Here is an 18,355-nt window from a genome sequence, read left to right as displayed (position 1 = left end):
AGCAACGTGGAACTACACGGTATGGGTAGTCACCAGACGCATGCGTTTAATCACATCCGGATTAACCACCGTGCCCAACTCGGCATCACCACGGCGGAGTTTATCCACCCATTCCATTCCTTTGGTAACCTGACCAACGACGGTATAATTTTGATCTAAATATCGAGCGCGGGTTGAGGTGATAAAAAATTGATGGCAAGCACTGTGCGGATTTCGCGATCTGGCCATGCCAATAGTGCCGCGTTCAAACGGTAAATGATTAATCTCCGCAGCCAGTTTTGGCATTACGCGGAGGTCAAACCGTGTATTTTGTAGCGGCTCACCAGTTTGCGCCATAAACCCATCAATAACCCGGGAAAAAGGCATACCATCATAAAATTTAGACTGTACGAGTGTCTTAATCCGCGCCACATGATTAGGGGCAATATCAGAAAATAACTTTATCGTGACGATGCCACTATCCAACTCCATCTCAATAGTATCATCTGCAGAACCTAGCCATTTTAACGCGGCAGGCAACGCGACGGCGCCCGCACATAATCCCAGGCAGCCGCCAATAAATAACCGACGATTCATATCATTTACTCCATTCTGGCGACAGAAATTAACGCCTGTCGCTGCATTTGCTCATTAGCCGCGCTGATTGGCCCCTTATCGCGGCATTGATCTATTAATGTGTTTGCGCTTTCTCAATAAATGTAATGATCTCATCGGTAAGCGCATCCGGTTTTTCTAAATTAGGTAAATGTGAAGCGCCGGGGATAACATGTAATTCGGCATTACGCTTTTTCGCCAGACGTTGCGCGTAGTCTTGCGGAGTCAGCTTATCTTCCGCTCCCCTGACTATAACCGCACTAACCCCATGGATATCCATATTAGTCAAATCAGTATCGGCAATGGCTAAAGAACACCCGGAGAAAGCTTCGACCGTTGTATTGCGCAGCATTTTCCTCAGACCGTCAGCCTCAGGCGAGTCGATAAATTGCGGCGTGACCCAATTACTGATAATTCCTCTCTCAAGGTGCTCAAGACCATGCTGGAAAACATCCTCCGCCCTTGCGCGCCATAGCGAGGGCGGAGCGGCATTCACCAGCGAAGTATCAATAATCACCATTCCCTGTACGCGTTGCGGTAATTTGAAGCCAATCCATTGTGCTATCGTGCCGCCAATTGAAACACCGACGACATAGAACTGATTGATGTTCAGATGATCGACGACAGCAATAACATCATCGGCAAGATCTTCCATTGAAAAAGGCAACGCGTCGACGGCACTGAGTCCATGTCCGCGAATATCCAGGCGGACTACTCGATAACGCTCGGTTAATCGCGGCATTTGCAGATCCCAAAGATGCATATCCGTTCCTAACGAGTGAAGAAGAATCACTGTCGTCGCATTTTCTGGGCCCTGTACATCGACGTGCTGAGTTAATTTCAGTGGTCGGATAAACATTTAAAATCTCCGTATGCTTATTTTTACTTTTATCATTGACTCCGGATGCCGGTACACAGGCTCAGACGCACGGTTATACCAAAGGAATGTTTATCTGTTTAAGCTATCCCGCAAGCGTACTCATCAGGAAAAACGTGAGGTTATTTCCCGCATTAACATCGGATAAATGTTCTTATCTTGTTAGTACTGCTAGTATTATTAGAGTAATTTAATCCTGTGCTCTAACGGATAATTTCGATATCGCTATCGAATTTGTTGATGTGGTAAAGCCCCCCAATTCCCACCTGCTACGCTTACTACTCCATTCCATAAAAAAGGCTCAACCATGAATATTGATTTATCGGGGAAAGTCGCGCTGGTGACGGCGTCCACGGCCGGTATTGGTTACGCCATTGCGAAGGGGCTGGCGGCCAGCGGCGCGGAAGTGATTATCAACGGCCGCAGCGAACATAGCGTTAATGCGGCGATGGCGCGGCTGCAACAGGAGGTGCCGGGATTCAGGCCCTATCCCGCAGTGGCCGATCTCAGTGACGCCGCCGGGGTGAGTCAACTGCTGCAGGCGGTGAATGAAGTCGATATCCTGGTGAATAACGCCGGTATTTACGGCCCGCAGGATTTTTACGCCACCGATGACGCCACCTGGGAAAACTACTGGCAAACCAACGTGATGTCCGGCGTTCGCCTGTCACGCGCGCTGTTGCCCGCCATGGTGCGTAAAGGCTGGGGACGGGTGGTCTTTATCTCCTCCGAATCGGCACGCAATATTCCCGCCGATATGATCCACTACGGCGTGACCAAAACCGCGCAGCTGTCGCTGGCCCGCGGGCTGGCGAAATACGTCGCCGGCAGCGGCGTCACCGTAAACAGCGTGCTGCCCGGCCCGACCCTCTCAGACGGTTTTGCCGAAATGATGAAAGAGGAAGTCGCCCGCACCGGTAAGCCGCTGGAACAACTGGCGAAAGAGTTTGTTATGGCGCAGCGCCCCGCTTCCGTTATTCAGCGTGCGGCCTCGGTGGACGAGGTGGCCAATATGGTGGTCTATGTCTGTTCGCCGCAGGCTTCTGCCACCTCCGGCGCCGCGCTGCGGGTCGATGGCGGCGTGGTCGATGATATTGTCTGAATTACCCGCTAAGCAGGGTGAGCAAAGCCCCCCTGAGATTGATGACAAACCTCATGCAACCGTTGGACTTACAGATTGCAAGAGACAAATAACAAGGAAAATCAATTTATTGGTTTTCGGCTGATAACCACAAAGAAGGAAAAACCACGCTTTTTCCTTCTTTGTCAGCAGTCTGGGGGAGCAAAGCTCCCCTTTCTCACCTGTAGTTGCGCTATTTAGCGCTAAATAGCTCAAAAGGTTTAAAACACGCCGCGATGTCGCACAAAGTGAACAGGAAGTAACATTCATGATACTTATCATTGCTGTTTTGAACATAAATAGTGGTGTTAATGTCTGTCATCAGAAGCTTACTTTTCTTTCTCGGCGCGGCGGTGGCTTCCGCCATCGCAGTACTTTGTTTGTGGGTGGATATCCGGGTGTTTGGCAACGATATTCCGGAGATTTCGCTTACCGAGGTGGTGCAGGAGGGCGTGCTGGCGATAATCGTGCTGATTCACTTCCTGCTGGCGAAAAAATATGAGCTCCTGCGCTACTGTAATATCCTCGTTGGCGGCTTCTTCCTGGCGATGCTGATCCGCGAACTGGACGCGCTTTTTGACCTTATTTCTCACGGTAGCTGGGTATGGTTCGCGCTGGCAACGACGATAGCCGCGCTAATCGTTCCACTGCGCCATTCTCGTCAAACGCTGTCGCAACTGGCGCAATACCCCCGCACGCCTTACTACGGCATGATGATAAGCGGCCTGCTGGCGATTCTGGTCTTCTCACGACTGTTCGGCATGCATGGCTTATGGTACGCCGTACTTGATGAGAACTACGCGCGGGTGGTGAAAAACACCGTTGAAGAGGGTAGCGAGTCGTTCGGCTACATGCTTTGTCTGACCGCCTCAATCGGTTACTACTGCTATTTCCGCTATCAGGCGCGACAGAAAGCGCCGTCGCAAAGCTAGTTGAGTTGTCCGCCAGAATCTCGTGCGCTGGCGGCAGCGTGAATTATCCCTGAATTTTCCACTTTCTCTTGAGCACATTTTTGTCCTGACCATCCAGCCAGTGGTTCACTTTCTCAAGTAGCGCCGGATTATCCTTATTCATCATATAAACCTTATAGCTGGCGGTGCCGGGAAACGGCGTCTCATTCGCTACGCAGAACACGCCGGGCTCCTTGCTCTGATAATAGTCCCCTTCAATCAGGTCGGTCACCATCATATCGGCAGTTTTTTGCCGCAGCGCCTGCAGATTATCAACATTGTTCTGCACGCGGATGATCTGCGCATGCTTGATATGTTCATCAACGAAACTTTGGTTGGTGCCGCCGGGGTTCACAATCACCTTCACATTCGGCTGGTCGATTTTTTCAAGGCTGCCGAGCGCTGGCGCGGCGCTGCAGTTCGCCAGGGCGATTTTACCATTGGCCACCACCGGATGGCTCAGGGAGAAATCTTTCGCGCGTGCCGTCGTCTCCGTTACGCCTCCCATAGCGATATCAAACTTATCGGCTTTTAAATCCGTGGATAACGTTGGCCAGCTGGTGATAATAAACGTCACCTTCACTCCCAGCGTTTTACCCAGATCGTGCGCCATATCGACGTCGTAGCCGATAAGTTCGCCAGCGCCGTTATGAAACGCCAACGGCGCGTAGTCCCCCGGTACGCCGACTTTTAACTCGCCGCTTTGTTGAATCGACTGCATATCGCGCGCATGGCCCGCCAGTGCGGCCAGGGATAGCGTCAGGGCAAGCACCGCCTTCACTTTCATTTTATGATCCTTTTTTAATCATCAGTTTTTTGGTTATCACTCTGTCTGTCGCTGACGGCAAGCAAAATTATCTCTCTACCGCTCCGGCCCACAACCACATTGTTAACGATATGTTTTATTTTTGTGATGCACAACCAGGATTCATTGCACCTGATTTGTGCAATGAATAACCAAATCCTACGCTCAGGATCCGCTCACCTCCCAATAGATTAGCGATATTGCTGGAAATACTATTTCCCGCAATAGCTGGCACACATCGTGCTTTGTTAATTGAGTATCAGAATTCTGTTAAATGAGAGCGAACTATCATTAAGGGCAGAGATGAACGATAGCAACGGCTTGTTTCACATTATTGAATCCACTTTCAGCCAGCTCACGCCGAGCGAAAAGCGTATTGGCAGTTGGCTGTTAAGCCATCGGGAGCATATCCCGTTTGAGACCGCCGACAGCATTGCGCAGGCCACCGGCACCAGCGGGATAACCGTAGGCCGCTATCTGCGCAAGCTGGGCTATCGCAATCTCGATGACGTGAAGCACAGCCTGAAAGAGCCCGCATCAACGCCCTATCGCCAGTGGGGAGTGATTGACCGGCTTGACTCCTGGTCACAGCAGCAGGCGCAGCCGGATCGCGCCAGCCTGTCGTTGCAGATGGAGCTGGATGCCATTCGCTATGTCTACCAACTGGCGCAGGAACCGACCTTCGCCCGCGTCAGTCAACGCATCGCCGAGGCCGACGCGGTTATCATCATTGGCATTCAGTCGACTCGCGGCATCGCCAACACGTTCTTCAGCCATCTGGAATACCTGCGCCCGCGCGTGACCTACGCCGACGGCAGCTCTGGTAGCTGGCTGGAATCATTGAATTCTGAATACCAGCACCCCTATGTGGTGCTGACCGATACCCGCGCTTACTCCGTCGCCGCGCGCCAGTTTTGCCGGGTCGCCTGCGAACGCGGAGTTACCACCGCGCTGGTCACCGATATCTGGTGCCCGTGGGCGCGCGACTATCCGGTTGATTTACTACAGGTGAAAACCGATACCGGCCACTTCTGGGATTCGCTGGCGCCGATCGGTTGTCTTTTTAATCTGCTGCTCTCCGCGGTGGTGGAACGGCTGGGGCCGAGCCTCTCCAGCCGCCTTGCCGCGAACCGCGCGCTGCAGCAGGAATTTGGTCAGTTTGAACGTTAAGGAAATTTTCGATGAGCCATCTTTCCCTGGTGGATATCGCCGCGCGTTTTCCCACGCTGCCTGTCGACCTGAAATACGCCACCGCCGATAACATTACCGGCCAACCGATTTATCGCGAAGCCCGCTGCCTGCTGCACCCCGATGCGGCCGTCGCGCTGGAGAAATCCATCGCCATTGCTGCGCTTGCGGGCTATCGCCTGCTGGTGCTTGACGCCTATCGTCCACAGAGCGCCCAGCAGCTGCTGTGGAATGCCTGCCCGAACCAGGATTACGTCGTGCCGGCCGATATCGGTTCCAACCACAGCCGCGGCACCGCCATCGACGTAACGCTACTCGATGACCACAACAACCTACTCGACATGGGCACCGCCTTTGACGAAATGGACGATCGCTCGCATCCCTACCACCCGGCGGTGGCGCAGGAGGCGCAGCGTAATCGCCTGTTGCTGAACGCCATTATGTTCGGCGGCGGCTTTAAAGGCATTACCACGGAATGGTGGCACTTCGAACTACCGGGCGCGGCCGGTTATCCGCTACTCGACGATGTTTTCGCCTGTTTCTCCCCCGCTCAGATTGACGGAGTTTCACCATGAACATGACTCGCCCAGCATCCTTAGGTTTTCGCCCGTTACTGTTAGCCGCCGCGCTCTGCGCCGCCATCCCTTCCGCCTTTGCCGCGGTGCCGAAAGATATGCTGGTGATCGGCAAAGCCGCCGACCCGCAAACGCTCGACCCGGCCGTCACCATCGATAACAATGACTGGACGGTGACCTACCCGGCCTATCAGCGGCTGGTCAAATACAAAACCGATAATGGCAAAGGTTCCACCGATGTCGAAGGGGATCTCGCCGAAAACTGGCAGGCCTCCGACGACGGCAAAACCTGGACCTTCACCCTGCGCAAAGGCGCGCAGTTTGACGACGGCTCGCCGGTGACGGCAGAGGCGGTCAAACTCTCTTTTGAACGCCTGATGCGTATTAAACAGGGGCCATCGGAGGCGTTTCCCAGCGGGCTGAAGGTAGATGTCGTCGATCCGGCCACCGTTCGTTTCACGCTGCCGGAATCTTTCGCGCCATTCCTGCATACCCTCGCCAATGACGGCGCCTCCATCATTAACCCGGCGGTGCTGAAAGCCAACGCCGCCGATGACGCCCGCGCCTATCTGGCCGAGCACACCGCGGGCTCCGGCGCGTATAGCCTGCAGCGCTGGCAGAAAGGCCAACAGTTGGTGCTGGTGCCCAACCCGCACTTCAGCGGCAATAAGCCGGCCTTTAAGCGCGTCACGGTGAAAATCATCGGCGAAAGCGCCGCCCGTCGTCTGCAGTTGACTAAAGGCGACCTGGATATCGCCGACGCCCTGCCGGTCGATCAGTTTGCGGCGTTGAAGAAAGAGGACAAGGTGGCGGTCTACGACTACCCGGCGCTGCGCGTCACCTATCTGTATCTCAACAACAGCAAAGCGCCGATGAACCAGGCGGATCTGCGCCGCGCGGTGTCGTGGGCAACAGACTATAAAGGCATGGTCGACGGCATTCTCGGCGGTAACGGTAAGCAGATGCGCGGGCCGATCCCCGATGGCATGTGGGGCTACGACGCCAGCGCCATGCAGTATTCATTAGATCTCGACAAAGCCAAAGCGGCGCTGGATAAGGTGGCGGATAAGCCGAAAACGCTGACGTTCCTCTACTCCGATAACGATCCGAACTGGGAGCCGATTGCGCTCTCCACCCAGGCCAATCTGCAGTCGCTGGGTATCCAGGTCAAGCTGGAGAAACTGGCCAACGCCACCATGCGCGAGCGCGTGGGTAAAGGTGATTACGACATCGCTATCGGTAACTGGAGCCCGGACTTCGCCGACCCCTATATGTTTATGAACTACTGGTTCGAGTCGGACAAAAAAGGGCTGCCGGGAAACCGCGCGTTCTACGACAACCCGCAGGTTGATGCGTTGTTGAAACAGGCGGTTGCCACCACCGATCAGGCGGCGCGAACCAAAGATTATCAGCAGGCGCAAAAGACCGTCATTGATGACGCCGCCTACGTCTATCTGTTCCAGAAAAACTATCAGGTCGCCATGAACAAAGAGGTGAAAGGCTTCGTTTTCAACCCGATGCTTGAGCAGATTTACAATATCGCCGACATGCACAAGTAGCGGGCCGTCTCTCCATCTTGTCTGGTCGGGCCGTCACAGGCCCGGCCGAGGAGCGTCATCATGAGTTTCTGGGGTTTAATACGACAGCGCTGTTGGGGGCTGATATTAGTCGTCGCCGGCGTCTGCGTGATTACGTTTATTATTTCGCACCTGATTCCCGGCGACCCGGCGCGGCTGCTGGCGGGCGATCGCGCCAGCGAGGAAATCGTCCGCCATATTCGCCAGCAGCTGGGGCTGGATTTACCGCTCTGGCAGCAATTTGCCCGCTACGTTGACGCCCTGCTCCACGGCGATCTCGGCACCTCGATTCGCACCGGCCGCCCGGTACTGGAAGATTTAAAAACCTTCTTCCCGGCGACGCTGGAGCTGGCCTTTTGCGCGCTGCTGATTGCCCTGCTGGTTGGCATCCCGCTCGGCGTGCTGTCGGCGGTATACCGCAATCGCTGGACCGATCACCTGGTGCGCCTGATGGCGCTGACCGGCATCTCGACTCCGGCATTCTGGCTCGGTCTCGGAGTAATCGTCTTGTTTTACGGCAAGCTCGACTGGCTGCCCGGCAGCGGCAGGCTCGATGACTGGTTCGATCCGCCCACCCGCGTCAGCGGTTTTTATCTGCTGGATTCACTGCTGGAAGGCAATGTCGAGGTCTTCTTCAATGCCCTGCAGCACCTCATTTTACCGGCAGCCACCCTTGCCTTCGTTCATCTTGGCATCGTCGCCCGGCAGATCCGCTCGGCGATGCTCGAGCAGCTCAATGAGGACTACATTCGTACCGCGCTGGCCAGCGGCCTGCCGAAATTCACCATTGTGGTGCGCTATGCGCTACCCAACGCGCTGATCCCCTCTATCACCGTGCTCGGGCTGGCGCTGGGCGATCTGCTGTACGGCGCGGTGCTCACGGAGACGGTGTTCGCCTGGCCGGGGATGGGCGCCTACGTGGTGTCTTCGATTCAGGCGCTCGATTTCCCCGCCGTGATGGGCTTCGCCATCGTGGTCTCCTTTGCTTACGTACTGGTCAACCTGGTAGTCGACCTGCTCTATTTATGGATCGACCCGCGCATGGGTCGGGGAGAAAGCTAAGTGATGATGACTCAGGAACAACCGCTTCCACGGCCAAAGGCTGAAAAAAGCAGCCACTGGAAGCGTCGTTGGTGGTTGATCCGCCAGAGCCCGCTAACGCTGATTGGCGCGGCGATCATGCTGGTTATGCTGTTTTTAATGATCTTCTCGCCGTGGCTGACGCCGCATGATCCTAACGCCATTAATCTTGCCGCGCGTCTGCAGGCGCCGTCGTTCGCTCACTGGTTTGGTACCGACGAGGTCGGCCGCGATCTGTTCAGCCGCGTGCTGATCGGCAGCCAGCAGTCGGTGGCCGCCGGGCTGGCGGTGGTATTGATCGCCGGGATCAGCGGTTCGCTGCTGGGCTGCCTATCCGGGGTATTGGGCGGGCGCAGCGACGCGCTAATTATGCGCTTGATGGACATTATGCTGTCGATTCCGTCGCTGGTGCTGACCATGGCGCTGGCGGCGGCGTTAGGCCCGAGCCTGTTCAACGCGATGCTGGCGATCGCCATCGTGCGTATTCCATTTTACGTGCGACTGGCCCGCGGCCAGACGCTGGTCGTGCGTCAGCATACTTTCGTCGAGGCCTCGGTGACGTTTGGCGCCTCGCGCTGGCATCTGATCAGCTGGCATATTCTGCGTAACGCCCTGCCGCCGCTGGTGGTGCAGGCCTCGCTGGATATCGGCAGCGCGATCCTGATGGCCGCCACACTCGGTTTTATTGGCCTCGGCGCCCAGCAGCCTACCGCGGAATGGGGCGCGATGGTCGCTAACGGTCGCAACTACGTGCTCGATCAGTGGTGGTACTGCGCCTTCCCCGGGGCGGCGATCCTGATCACCGCCGTCGGCTTTAACCTGTTTGGCGATGGCATCCAGGATCTGCTGGATCCCAAGGCCGGAGGGCGCAACTAATGGAAAATAGGGTCTTAACTATCGATAACGTTCGCCTGAGTTTCCCGGTCTATCAGGGCCAGGTCAACGTGCTGAATAATATCTCGCTGCACATCGATCGCGGCGAAATCGTCGGCGTGGTGGGCGAGTCGGGTTCCGGTAAATCGGTGACCGCGATGCTGGCGATGCGTCTGCTCTCCGCCGGCAGCTATCATATTCATAGCGGCGCTATCACCCTGATGGGCCACGATATGCTCACCCTGACGGAAAAAACGCTACGCGATATTCGCGGCAGCAAGGTCGCGATGATTTTTCAGGAGCCGATGACCGCGCTTAACCCCACCCGACGCATCGGTAAGCAGATGGTAGACGTCATCCGCCAGCACCGTCCCATGTCGCTGCGTGAGGCGCGCGCCCGCGCCGTCGAGCTGCTGGCGGATATGCAAATCGCCGACCCGCAAAGCGTGCTCAAGCGCTATCCTTTCGAACTCTCCGGCGGCATGCGCCAGCGGGTGATGATCGCTATCGCCTTTTCTTGCGAGCCCGACCTGCTGATTGCTGACGAACCGACCACCGCGCTGGACGTCACCGTGCAGCGTCAGGTGTTGCGCCTGCTGAAGCAAAAGGCCCAGGCGACCGGCACGGCGGTGCTGTTTATCAGCCACGATATGGCGGTGGTTTCTCAGGTGTGCGATCGGCTGTACGTCATGTACGCCGGCGCGGTCATTGAAAGCGGCAAAACCGCAGAGGTGCTGCAACATCCCCAGCATCCCTACTCTATCGGTCTGTTAAACAGCGCCCCCGATAATGGCGAACCGCGCGCGCCGCTACGTTCTATCCCCGGCACCGTACCGAATCTGGCGCGTCTTCCCGCCGGCTGCGCCTTCCGCGAACGCTGCTTCGCCGCGGGTGAAGCCTGCGGTATTACCCCTACGCTGCAGGCTCATGATAACGCCGCCGACAGACAGGCTGCCTGCTGGTATCCGCAACGGGAGAACGCCCATGTCTGAGACGCTATTAACCCTCAATGATGTGCACCTGACGTTCGCCGCGCAGAAAAACTGGCGCGGGAAAGTCATCGAACGCGTCTATGCGTTAAATGGGCTGGATATGACGGCCAGACGCGGCGAAACCTTAGGGATCGTGGGCGAATCCGGCTGTGGGAAAAGCACCCTGGCGAAGCTGCTGATGGGCATGCTAAAGCCCTCTTCCGGCCACTTCACCCGCGCGCCGGCGCGCGGCGAAAACCAGAGCGGACGCATGCAGATGGTGTTCCAGGATCCGCTCTCTTCGCTGGATCCGCGGCTACCGGTCTGGCGCACCATCACCGAACCGGTGTGGATCCAGTCGCGCATGCCTGAAAAGGCGCGTCGCGATCTCGCCGAGCAGCTGGCGCTACAGGTGGGGATCCGTAGCGAATATCTCGATCGGCTGCCGCACGCTTTTTCCGGCGGCCAGCGCCAGCGTATCGCCATCGCCCGCGCGCTCTCGTCGCAGCCGGAGATTATCGTGCTCGATGAGCCGACTTCGGCGCTGGACATCTCGGTGCAGGCGCAGATCCTTAATCTGCTGGTCGAACTGCAGCAGCGGCAGAATCTCACCTACGTGCTGATTTCGCACAACGTCTCGGTGATACGTCATATGAGCGATCGGGTGGCGGTGATGTATCTCGGGCAAATCGTTGAAATGGGCGAGGCGCGGCAGGTGCTGGATAATCCTGCGCATCCTTATACCCGGCTATTGATGGAGTCGATACCGCGCATCGGCTCACCGTTAGGCGAAGGCGTGCGCAATACCGAACTACCGGGCAACCGCCGGCTGCCGACGGGCTGCTACTTTCGGGAACGCTGTCCTTACGCCAGCCAGGGCTGCGAACGGCCTCAGCCGCTGGAGGCGCAAGCGAATGGCGCGCAGGTCCGCTGCTGGAAAGCGCAAACAATAAGATAGGACCGGGCGCCGCCCGGTGCTACTGTTATCGGTTTGCAACGGTTTTGTGTACGGAAAACATGTGCTTTGTGTTAATTCAGAGCACATTGCGCTCCCGATATTTCTTCTGCGTTATGGCTCTCATGGTGCAGGGAGCGCACAGAGGGCTCTGGCCGCCAAAATCGCCACTTCGTGGTACCTTCGACTTATCCCTGCAGGCTCCGGGTCGGGCCGAGGCTGCGTCCCTGCAAGTCACGGCCCTCAGCCCGCATCCATGCGGGCTGCCCCGGCCTTCCGGGAACGTCTCAGCGATTTTGAGGCCACCAACACCGGCAGTTTCAGCCAGCATGGTGAATAAATTAAAGGCTGGCCGCACAGACCGTAGGCCGGATAAGGCGAAGCCGCCATCCGGCGCAAAAGCGGCGCCTTATCCGCGGATATTGCCCGGCGGCGCTACGCTTGCGCGGGCCTACAGATCCAGTGCAATGGGTGACCCAGTGCCATAGGTAGCCCGGGGAAGGCGCTTACGCCGCCCCCGGGTCAGCCGTTATAAATGAATCAGAATAGCCCCAACGGCGCGGTGCCGTAGCTCACCAGCAGGTTTTTGGTCTGTTGATAGGCTTCCAGCGCCATCTTGTGGGTTTCCCGCCCGACGCCGGACTGCTTATAGCCGCCAAACGCGGCATGCGCCGGGTAAACGTGATAGCAGTTAGTCCACACTCGTCCGGCCTTGATGCCGCGCCCCATGCGGTACGCCAGGTTGGTATCCCGCGTCCATACCCCGGCCCCTAAACCAAACTGCGTCTGGTTAGCAATCGCCAGCGCCTCAGCCTCGTCCTTAAAGGTGGTCACGCCGATGACCGGGCCAAAGATCTCCTCCTGGAAGCTGCGCATCTCGTTGTGCCCTTTAATCAGCGTCGGCTGAATATAGAAGCCGCTATCCAGCTCGGCGGTAATGCTCGCGCGATCGCCGCCGGTGAGGATCTGCCCGCCTTCATCACGAGCGATCTTGATATACGACAGGATCTTATCGAACTGCTGGCGTGATGCCTGAGCGCCGATCATCGTTTCGGTATCAAACGGATCGCCGCGACGGATCTGCATCACTTTCGCCATTACCCGCTCCATAAACGGCTCGTAGATCGATTCGTGGATCAACGCGCGCGATGGACAGGTACAAACTTCCCCCTGATTGAAGAAGCCCAGTACCAGCCCTTCCACCGCCTTCTCGATAAACTCCTCCTCACCATCCATTACGTCGGCGAAATAGATATTCGGCGATTTGCCGCCCAGCTCAACGGTACAGGGAATAATATTCTCCGCCGCGCAGGCCATAATATGACGGCCCACCGGCGTCGAACCGGTAAAGGCGATTTTGGCGATCCGCTTGCTGGTGGCTAGCGCTTCGCCGGCCTCTTTGCCAAAGCCCTGTACCACGTTCAACACCCCAGCCGGGAACAGATCGCCGATGATTTCCATCAGCAAAGTAATACTTAGCGGCGTCTGCTCCGCCGGTTTTAAGACCACGCAGTTGCCTGTCGCCAGCGCGGGCGCCAGTTTCCATGCCGCCATCAGCAGCGGGAAGTTCCACGGAATAATTTGCCCGACCACGCCCAACGGTTCGTGGAAATGATAAGCCACGGTGGTGTCATCAATTTCGGCGGTACTACCTTCCTGCGCGCGCAGACAACCGGCGAAATAACGGAAATGATCGACCGCCAGCGGCAGGTCGGCGTTCAGGGTTTCGCGGATCGGTTTACCGTTATCCCAGCTCTCCGCAACCGCCAGATACTCCAGATTCTCCTGAATGCGGTCGGCAACCTGCAGCAGAAGATGGGAACGCTGCTGTACCGAGGTTCGCCCCCAGGCGTCCGCCGCCCGGTGTGCCGCATCAAGGGCAAAATCAATATCTTTGGCGTCGGAGCGGGGAAACTGCGCAATGTTGCTCCCATCGACGGGAGAAGTATTCATGAAATATTCGCCGCTTAACGGCTCGACGAATTTACCGTCTATGAAGTTGCCGTAGGCCGATTTGAATGAAACCAAAGCGCCCGGTTTGCCAGGATGAACATAACGCATAGCAATCTCCTTCTGTAGGGTTAAGGCGCAGCGGCGTGGTGTTTTTTGCTATTGTCCGCTGCACGCTTTCTCCTGTAGCAGGGGTTATGCCAACTTTATGCACTCCTAATAAACTTAATAAGTTTCAAATAATTAAATATATCCCCTTGCCAATTCGCGTCCTCTTTGTCGCACAGGATCCCGCTTCTGTGTTGCGAATCGCAACACCAATAAAACCAAATAGCTACAATATTGCAACACAACCCAGCCGACCACGAGGTGCGCCGTGCAAGGAAATCCGTTCACTATCACCCCCGAGGCGCAGTCCAGCGCGCTGCTGAGCGACTCCTGGCAACGCAGCCAGCGCTACGGCCTGCAGCCAACGAGCGACGAGTTTCCGCGCCTGCGCGGCGGCGAACTGGCCGATGTGCTGGAAAGCAACCGCAGCCTACAGCGGCTGGCGCAACCGGTGGCGACGCCGCTGGCGCAACGTGCCGCCGGGCTGCAATCGGTAGTTATTCTTTCCGATGCCAGCGGGCTGGTGCTCCAAACCTTCGGCAATAGCGCGGCAATGAAAAAAGCGCAAAGCTTCGCGCTGGAGCCTGGCAATATCTGGAGCGAAAGCGGTCGCGGTACCAACGCTATCGGTACCGCGCTGGCGATTGACGACAGCTGCGAAGTCGAAGGCCGTCAACACTATTTAACCCGTAATCAGGATTTGTACTGCGCGGCGGTACCCCTACAAAGCCCCGATGGCCAGATTGCCGGGGCGCTGGATATTTCCGGCCCGGCGCATATCCCGCATCCCCACTCTCTGGCGTGGATTAAAGAGGCCGCCAAACAGATTGAATATCTGTGGGTGAAACAGAGCCTGCATCCGCAGCAGTGGTTAATGAGCCTGCACTCGCGGGTGCAGAAGCTCGATAGCGCTGAAGAGCTGCTGCTGGTCTTCTCCGATAACCTGCTGACCGCGGCCAATCGGCTGGCCATCCGCGAACTGGGCCTGCAGGCCGGACAGATAGGGCAAATGACCTTCCAGCAGTTGTTCCCTCGCCTGACGCAAACGGCGGTTAGCGTACCGCTGCCGATGACCTTCCAGCAACGTGGCTACTACTACCGTCTGCGCGCGCCAACCCGCGCCAGCGTCGCCGTCCCCGCGCAACCAGCGCTCAACCTGCCGTTTTGCGCGTCCGGCGAAGGCGAGAAAATGGTCCGCTTACTCAACGCCGGTATCGCATTGTGTATCGAAGGGGAAACCGGCTGCGGTAAAGAGTTCCTCAGCCGTGAGCTGCATGCGCATAGCCGCTGGCGCAGCGGTAAATTCGTCGCCATCAACTGCGCGGCCATCCCCGAATCGCTGATTGAATCGGAGCTTTTCGGTTATCAGGCGGGGGCCTTTACCGGCGCGAATAAAAACGGCTATATCGGCAAAATTCGCGAAGCCGATGGCGGAGTGCTGTTCCTCGATGAAATCGGCGATATGCCGCTGGCTCTGCAAACCCGACTGCTGCGGGTACTGCAGGAAAAAGAGGTCATGCCGCTGGGTGGGAATCGCAGCGCGCCGGTGAACTTCGCCTTGATTTGCGCCACCCACCGTCATCTCGCGCAGCGCGTCGCCGAAGGCGCGTTTCGCGAGGACCTGCTCTACCGCCTGCGCGAATACGCTTTTACCATCCCGCCGCTACGCCAATGGCCTGAACTCAAACATTTTATTCCTGCGCTGTGGCGCTCGCTTGGCGCGGCAGAACGCCATATCACGCTCTCCGATGCGCTGATTCATCAACTGACATTATGTCGTTGGCCGGGTAACGTGCGTCAGTTGCAAAGCCTGCTCAAAGTCCTGTTGGCGCTGGCGGACGATGGCGAATGCCTGGGCGTCGCGGCGCTGCCCGAGGAGTATCAAAGCGCGCAGCAAACCAGCGCTCCAGGCGGGCTTCAACAACATGACGCAAAGCTGATTGCCGATACGCTGGCCCGCTTTAACGGCAATGTGAGTAAAGCGGCGCAGGCGTTAGGCGTCGCGCGCAGCACGCTGTATCGACGGGCCGCGCGTGTACAAAGGAAGTGACTACGGCGTAAAGCGCGCCGGCAGCCAGGAGAAGAGACGGCGACTCAGCGCTTCGCACAGCGCCACCAGCGTCTGCCCCAGCCGTTGCCACACCACTTTTGCCACGCAGAGGCCCAGTGCTGAAATCAGCGCCGCGCCCAGCATATCCAGCGGGAAATGGACGCCGAGAAAAATACGCGCCCACGCTACCGGTAGCGCCGCCGCCAGCACCAGCAGCCCCATGCCGCGCAGGCGTAATGACAGCAGCGCGAAAGCGGCGCTGAACATTACGGTGCCGTGATCGCTTGGGAAAGAGTTATCCGCCGGGTGGCTTATCCAGGTATGGCCCAACGGCATCATAAACGGCCGCGGATGGAACCACAGCGTTCCACAGGCAAACCCCAACCCTAACGCTATCAAAATCGTCATGGCGCAAAACAGCGCCTGTCGATGCCCCTGCCGACCGCCAAGGAACCATAATCCCAGCAATATCGCCGGGACTAAAAGGATAATCCAGCTGGCGGAGAATCGCGCCAGCAGCAATAGGCTGTCCGGCGTACCAGGCCCGGCATTCAGCGCGAGGAAGGCGCTCTGGTTAAACGTTTCTAACAGGTTCATGGCGAGTTCTCGTCACAGTCATCATGCTGTCATTATCGCCAGAATACCTTAAGCCCGGATTAACCTGACGCTGAAGAATCCTCCTGGTTTTTACCACCGGCTAACTGCTGCGGCAGCCGCGCCAGCAGTTCATCTACCACTACGCGAATTTTCTGCGGCACCCATGCCGCTTCCGGCCAGACGGCGCTGATCGCAAAGCTGCCGCTGACCGACGACGGCAATATTTGCTGGAGTTCTCCCCGCGCTAGTTCGTCGGCCACCAGCCAATCCGGCAGCCAGGCGATTCCCAGCCCGCTTTTTGCCGCCGCGGCGATGGCGGCGAAATCATCCATTGCCAGTCCGGGCTGAGGGCGAAACGCGAGCGCCGCTCCCTGCGCATCGCGCAAATGCCATTTCTGCATCTGCCCGGCGTAGAGATAGCCAATAGTAAGATGCTCGTGCAGTTCTTCCGGCGTCTGCGGCGCTGGCCGATGTCGTAGATATAACGGCGATGCGCAAAGAGTCATGCCGTGCTGGCCTAAACGCCGGGCCTTAAGAAAGCTGGAGTCGCTCAACGCGCCGATACGTATCGCCATATCGAACCCTTCTTCGAACAGATTGACCTGGCGGTCGCTAAACGACAGCTCGAGCTTAAGCTCAGGATAACGTTGGCTAAGAGGAAACAATATCGGCGCCACGCAGCGCTGGCCAAACAGCACCGGCAGGCTGATTCGCAGCCGCCCTTGCACCTGGGTTTTCCCGCGCTGAATTTCATTTTCCGCATCCCGCAGGTTATCCAGCGCCCGGCGGGATTGCAGATAAAAGACCTCGCCTTCTTCGGTCAACGCCTGCCGACGCGTGGTGCGCTGAAACAGCGCGACGCCAAGCCGCTGCTCCAGCCGGGAAATGGTCTTGCCGACGGCGGAGCGCGTCACGCTCAGCTTCTCGGCGGCTTGCGCAAAGTTGCCGCACTCGACGACGGCGACAAATACCGGGATCGCATTTAAATCACTGCGCATTGATTGGTTCCTGAGTGGATACAATGATTAAAAATAATGTCACTACTGGAGAAAAATAGACAGTGTTACCCTGCGGACCATCAACTTTATGAGGAGTCCGTCATGAGTAACGTATTGATTTTAAAATCCAGCATCAACGGCCCGGCGTCGCTAACCAACCAGCTAATAGATGAATATATGCAGACCCGCCGCGAGGCCGGTCATCAGGATTCGGTCGTCGAACACGATCTGACCACCCTCGCCTTGCCGAAACTCGACGGCGCGCTGTTTGCCGCGCTGCGCGGCGCGCAAGACTCGCGTCCGGCGATTCAGCAAGGGGTTGCCCTCTCTGATTCACTCATCGCCGAGTTAAAGGCCTGCGATCTGCTGGTGATCGGCGCGCCGATGTATAACCTCAACGTGCCAACCGATCTCAAAAACTGGTTCGATCTGGTGGCGCGAGCGCGGGAAACCTTCCGCTATACCGAGACCTGGCCGCAGGGGTTGGTTGAAGGCGTGCGTGCGGTGGTTATTAGTTCGCGCGGCGGCGTCCATGACGGGCAACCCAGCGATGCGGTCACCCCTTACCTGCGCGCGGTGCTGGGATTGATGGGGATTAGCGACGTCGAATTTATCTACGCCGAAGGGATGGATATTCGCCCGCACGGCCGTGATGCAGGTATCGCCCACGCCCGCCAGCATATTGCCAGGGCCGCTCAGCTGGCGTGAGATCCGCTGCTTCTGTGGGCTGGTAAAGGGTCAGCTTTTATTTTAGAATAATCTAAATTTAGAAAAGACTAAAATAAAATGACCACAGCACAACAACTGCAGGCCAGCGCCGGGGAAGCCGCTGTCCTGCTGAAAGCGATGAGTAATCCCCACCGGCTACTGATTCTGTGCATGCTTTGCGAAGCCCCGCGTACAACCGCAGGAGAACTGGCGCAAATCACTGGCCTGAGCCCTTCCGCTACCTCTCAACATCTCGCGCGGATGCGCGATGAGGGGCTTATCGACAGCGAACGTGATGCCCAGCGCCTGCGCTATTTCATTACCCATCCCGCCGTTCAGCAGGTCATCGCCACGCTGAAAACCATTTACTGCCCGTAAG

18 protein-coding genes are annotated in these 18,355 nt (G+C 57.3%); 12 read left to right on the top strand and 6 right to left on the bottom strand.

What is annotated here, in order from left to right; translation table 11 throughout:
* Window positions 1-12: 12 nt before the first annotated feature.
* Window positions 13-576 (bottom strand): peptidylprolyl isomerase, encoded by a 564-nt coding sequence (locus KGA69_RS11895; protein WP_213293118.1) that lies wholly within the window; start codon window positions 574-576, stop codon window positions 13-15.
* A gap of 94 nt (window positions 577-670) precedes the next feature.
* Entirely contained in the window at window positions 671-1,453 is a 783-nt protein-coding gene (locus tag KGA69_RS11890) for an alpha/beta fold hydrolase (RefSeq protein WP_213293117.1), read from the bottom strand.
* Between the two features lie 325 nt (window positions 1,454-1,778).
* Between KGA69_RS11890 and KGA69_RS11885 the strand changes: the two genes are divergently transcribed.
* Complete coding sequence (locus KGA69_RS11885) at window positions 1,779-2,573, top strand: SDR family NAD(P)-dependent oxidoreductase (protein WP_045395163.1); 795 nt, start codon at window positions 1,779-1,781, stop codon at window positions 2,571-2,573.
* A gap of 329 nt (window positions 2,574-2,902) precedes the next feature.
* Entirely contained in the window at window positions 2,903-3,523 is a 621-nt protein-coding gene (locus KGA69_RS11880; protein WP_045395165.1) for a hypothetical protein, read from the top strand.
* Between the two features lie 43 nt (window positions 3,524-3,566).
* Here KGA69_RS11880 and KGA69_RS11875 read toward each other — a convergent pair whose 3' ends face one another.
* Window positions 3,567-4,328 carry a transporter substrate-binding domain-containing protein gene (locus tag KGA69_RS11875; RefSeq protein WP_045395166.1) on the bottom strand — a complete coding sequence of 254 codons (762 nt, stop codon included), beginning with the start codon at window positions 4,326-4,328 and terminating at the stop codon, window positions 3,567-3,569.
* Window positions 4,329-4,649: 321 nt separating this feature from the next.
* Between KGA69_RS11875 and KGA69_RS11870 the strand changes: the two genes are divergently transcribed.
* From KGA69_RS11870 to KGA69_RS11840, 7 genes are read left to right on the top strand one after another with little or no spacing between them, the layout of a single operon-like run.
* Complete coding sequence (locus tag KGA69_RS11870; protein ID WP_213293116.1) at window positions 4,650-5,516, top strand: MurR/RpiR family transcriptional regulator; 867 nt, start codon at window positions 4,650-4,652, stop codon at window positions 5,514-5,516.
* Between the two features lie 11 nt (window positions 5,517-5,527).
* On the top strand, window positions 5,528-6,109 hold the full coding sequence (gene ddpX, locus KGA69_RS11865) for a D-alanyl-D-alanine dipeptidase (protein ID WP_045395170.1): 582 nt from the start codon (window positions 5,528-5,530) through the stop codon (window positions 6,107-6,109).
* Window positions 6,106-7,668, top strand: a complete 1,563-nt coding sequence (locus KGA69_RS11860) for an ABC transporter substrate-binding protein (protein ID WP_213293115.1) — start codon at window positions 6,106-6,108, stop codon at window positions 7,666-7,668. Before ddpX ends, KGA69_RS11860 begins: the two co-directional genes overlap by 4 nt.
* A 60-nt stretch (window positions 7,669-7,728) precedes the next feature.
* Window positions 7,729-8,748 carry an ABC transporter permease gene (locus KGA69_RS11855; protein WP_045395173.1) on the top strand — a complete coding sequence of 340 codons (1,020 nt, stop codon included), beginning with the start codon at window positions 7,729-7,731 and terminating at the stop codon, window positions 8,746-8,748.
* Complete coding sequence (ddpC, locus tag KGA69_RS11850; RefSeq protein WP_045395175.1) at window positions 8,749-9,642, top strand: D,D-dipeptide ABC transporter permease; 894 nt, start codon at window positions 8,749-8,751, stop codon at window positions 9,640-9,642. It abuts the gene before it with no gap.
* A complete protein-coding gene (locus tag KGA69_RS11845; RefSeq protein ID WP_047044369.1) occupies window positions 9,642-10,631 on the top strand; it encodes an ABC transporter ATP-binding protein in 990 nt (329 codons plus the stop codon). Before ddpC ends, KGA69_RS11845 begins: the two co-directional genes overlap by 1 nt.
* Window positions 10,624-11,568: an oligopeptide/dipeptide ABC transporter ATP-binding protein gene (locus KGA69_RS11840; RefSeq protein ID WP_213293114.1), complete on the top strand. Its 945-nt coding sequence runs from the start codon at window positions 10,624-10,626 to the stop codon at window positions 11,566-11,568. Before KGA69_RS11845 ends, KGA69_RS11840 begins: the two co-directional genes overlap by 8 nt.
* Before the next feature lie 537 nt (window positions 11,569-12,105).
* Here the strand turns inward: KGA69_RS11840 and KGA69_RS11835 are convergent.
* Window positions 12,106-13,626 (bottom strand): acetaldehyde dehydrogenase ExaC, encoded by a 1,521-nt coding sequence (locus KGA69_RS11835; protein WP_213293113.1) that lies wholly within the window; start codon window positions 13,624-13,626, stop codon window positions 12,106-12,108.
* Window positions 13,627-13,891: 265 nt separating this feature from the next.
* Here KGA69_RS11835 and KGA69_RS11830 point away from each other — a divergent pair, with 265 nt between their 5' ends.
* On the top strand, window positions 13,892-15,673 hold the full coding sequence (locus KGA69_RS11830; RefSeq protein WP_063447419.1) for a sigma-54-dependent Fis family transcriptional regulator: 1,782 nt from the start codon (window positions 13,892-13,894) through the stop codon (window positions 15,671-15,673).
* Here KGA69_RS11830 and KGA69_RS11825 read toward each other — a convergent pair whose 3' ends face one another.
* Both KGA69_RS11825 and KGA69_RS11820 read right to left on the bottom strand, forming a co-directional pair.
* Entirely contained in the window at window positions 15,674-16,270 is a 597-nt protein-coding gene (locus tag KGA69_RS11825) for an undecaprenyl-diphosphatase (protein WP_045395183.1), read from the bottom strand.
* 59 nt (window positions 16,271-16,329) lie between these two features.
* Entirely contained in the window at window positions 16,330-17,268 is a 939-nt protein-coding gene (locus KGA69_RS11820) for a LysR family transcriptional regulator (protein ID WP_049059405.1), read from the bottom strand.
* Between the two features lie 102 nt (window positions 17,269-17,370).
* Between KGA69_RS11820 and KGA69_RS11815 the strand changes: the two genes are divergently transcribed.
* Together KGA69_RS11815 and KGA69_RS11810 are read left to right on the top strand one after the other, a co-directional pair.
* Window positions 17,371-17,976, top strand: a complete 606-nt coding sequence (locus KGA69_RS11815) for an FMN-dependent NADH-azoreductase (RefSeq protein ID WP_213293112.1) — start codon at window positions 17,371-17,373, stop codon at window positions 17,974-17,976.
* A gap of 78 nt (window positions 17,977-18,054) precedes the next feature.
* Window positions 18,055-18,354 carry an ArsR/SmtB family transcription factor gene (locus tag KGA69_RS11810; RefSeq protein ID WP_045395188.1) on the top strand — a complete coding sequence of 100 codons (300 nt, stop codon included), beginning with the start codon at window positions 18,055-18,057 and terminating at the stop codon, window positions 18,352-18,354.
* Window position 18,355: the final 1 nt, after the last annotated feature.

Source organism: Klebsiella sp. A52, assembly GCF_018388785.1.
Classification (GTDB): Bacteria; Pseudomonadota; Gammaproteobacteria; order Enterobacterales; family Enterobacteriaceae; genus Klebsiella; species Klebsiella aerogenes.
Note: the sequence above shows the minus strand (reverse complement) of the source record. Positions and strands in the feature narration are given on the sequence as shown.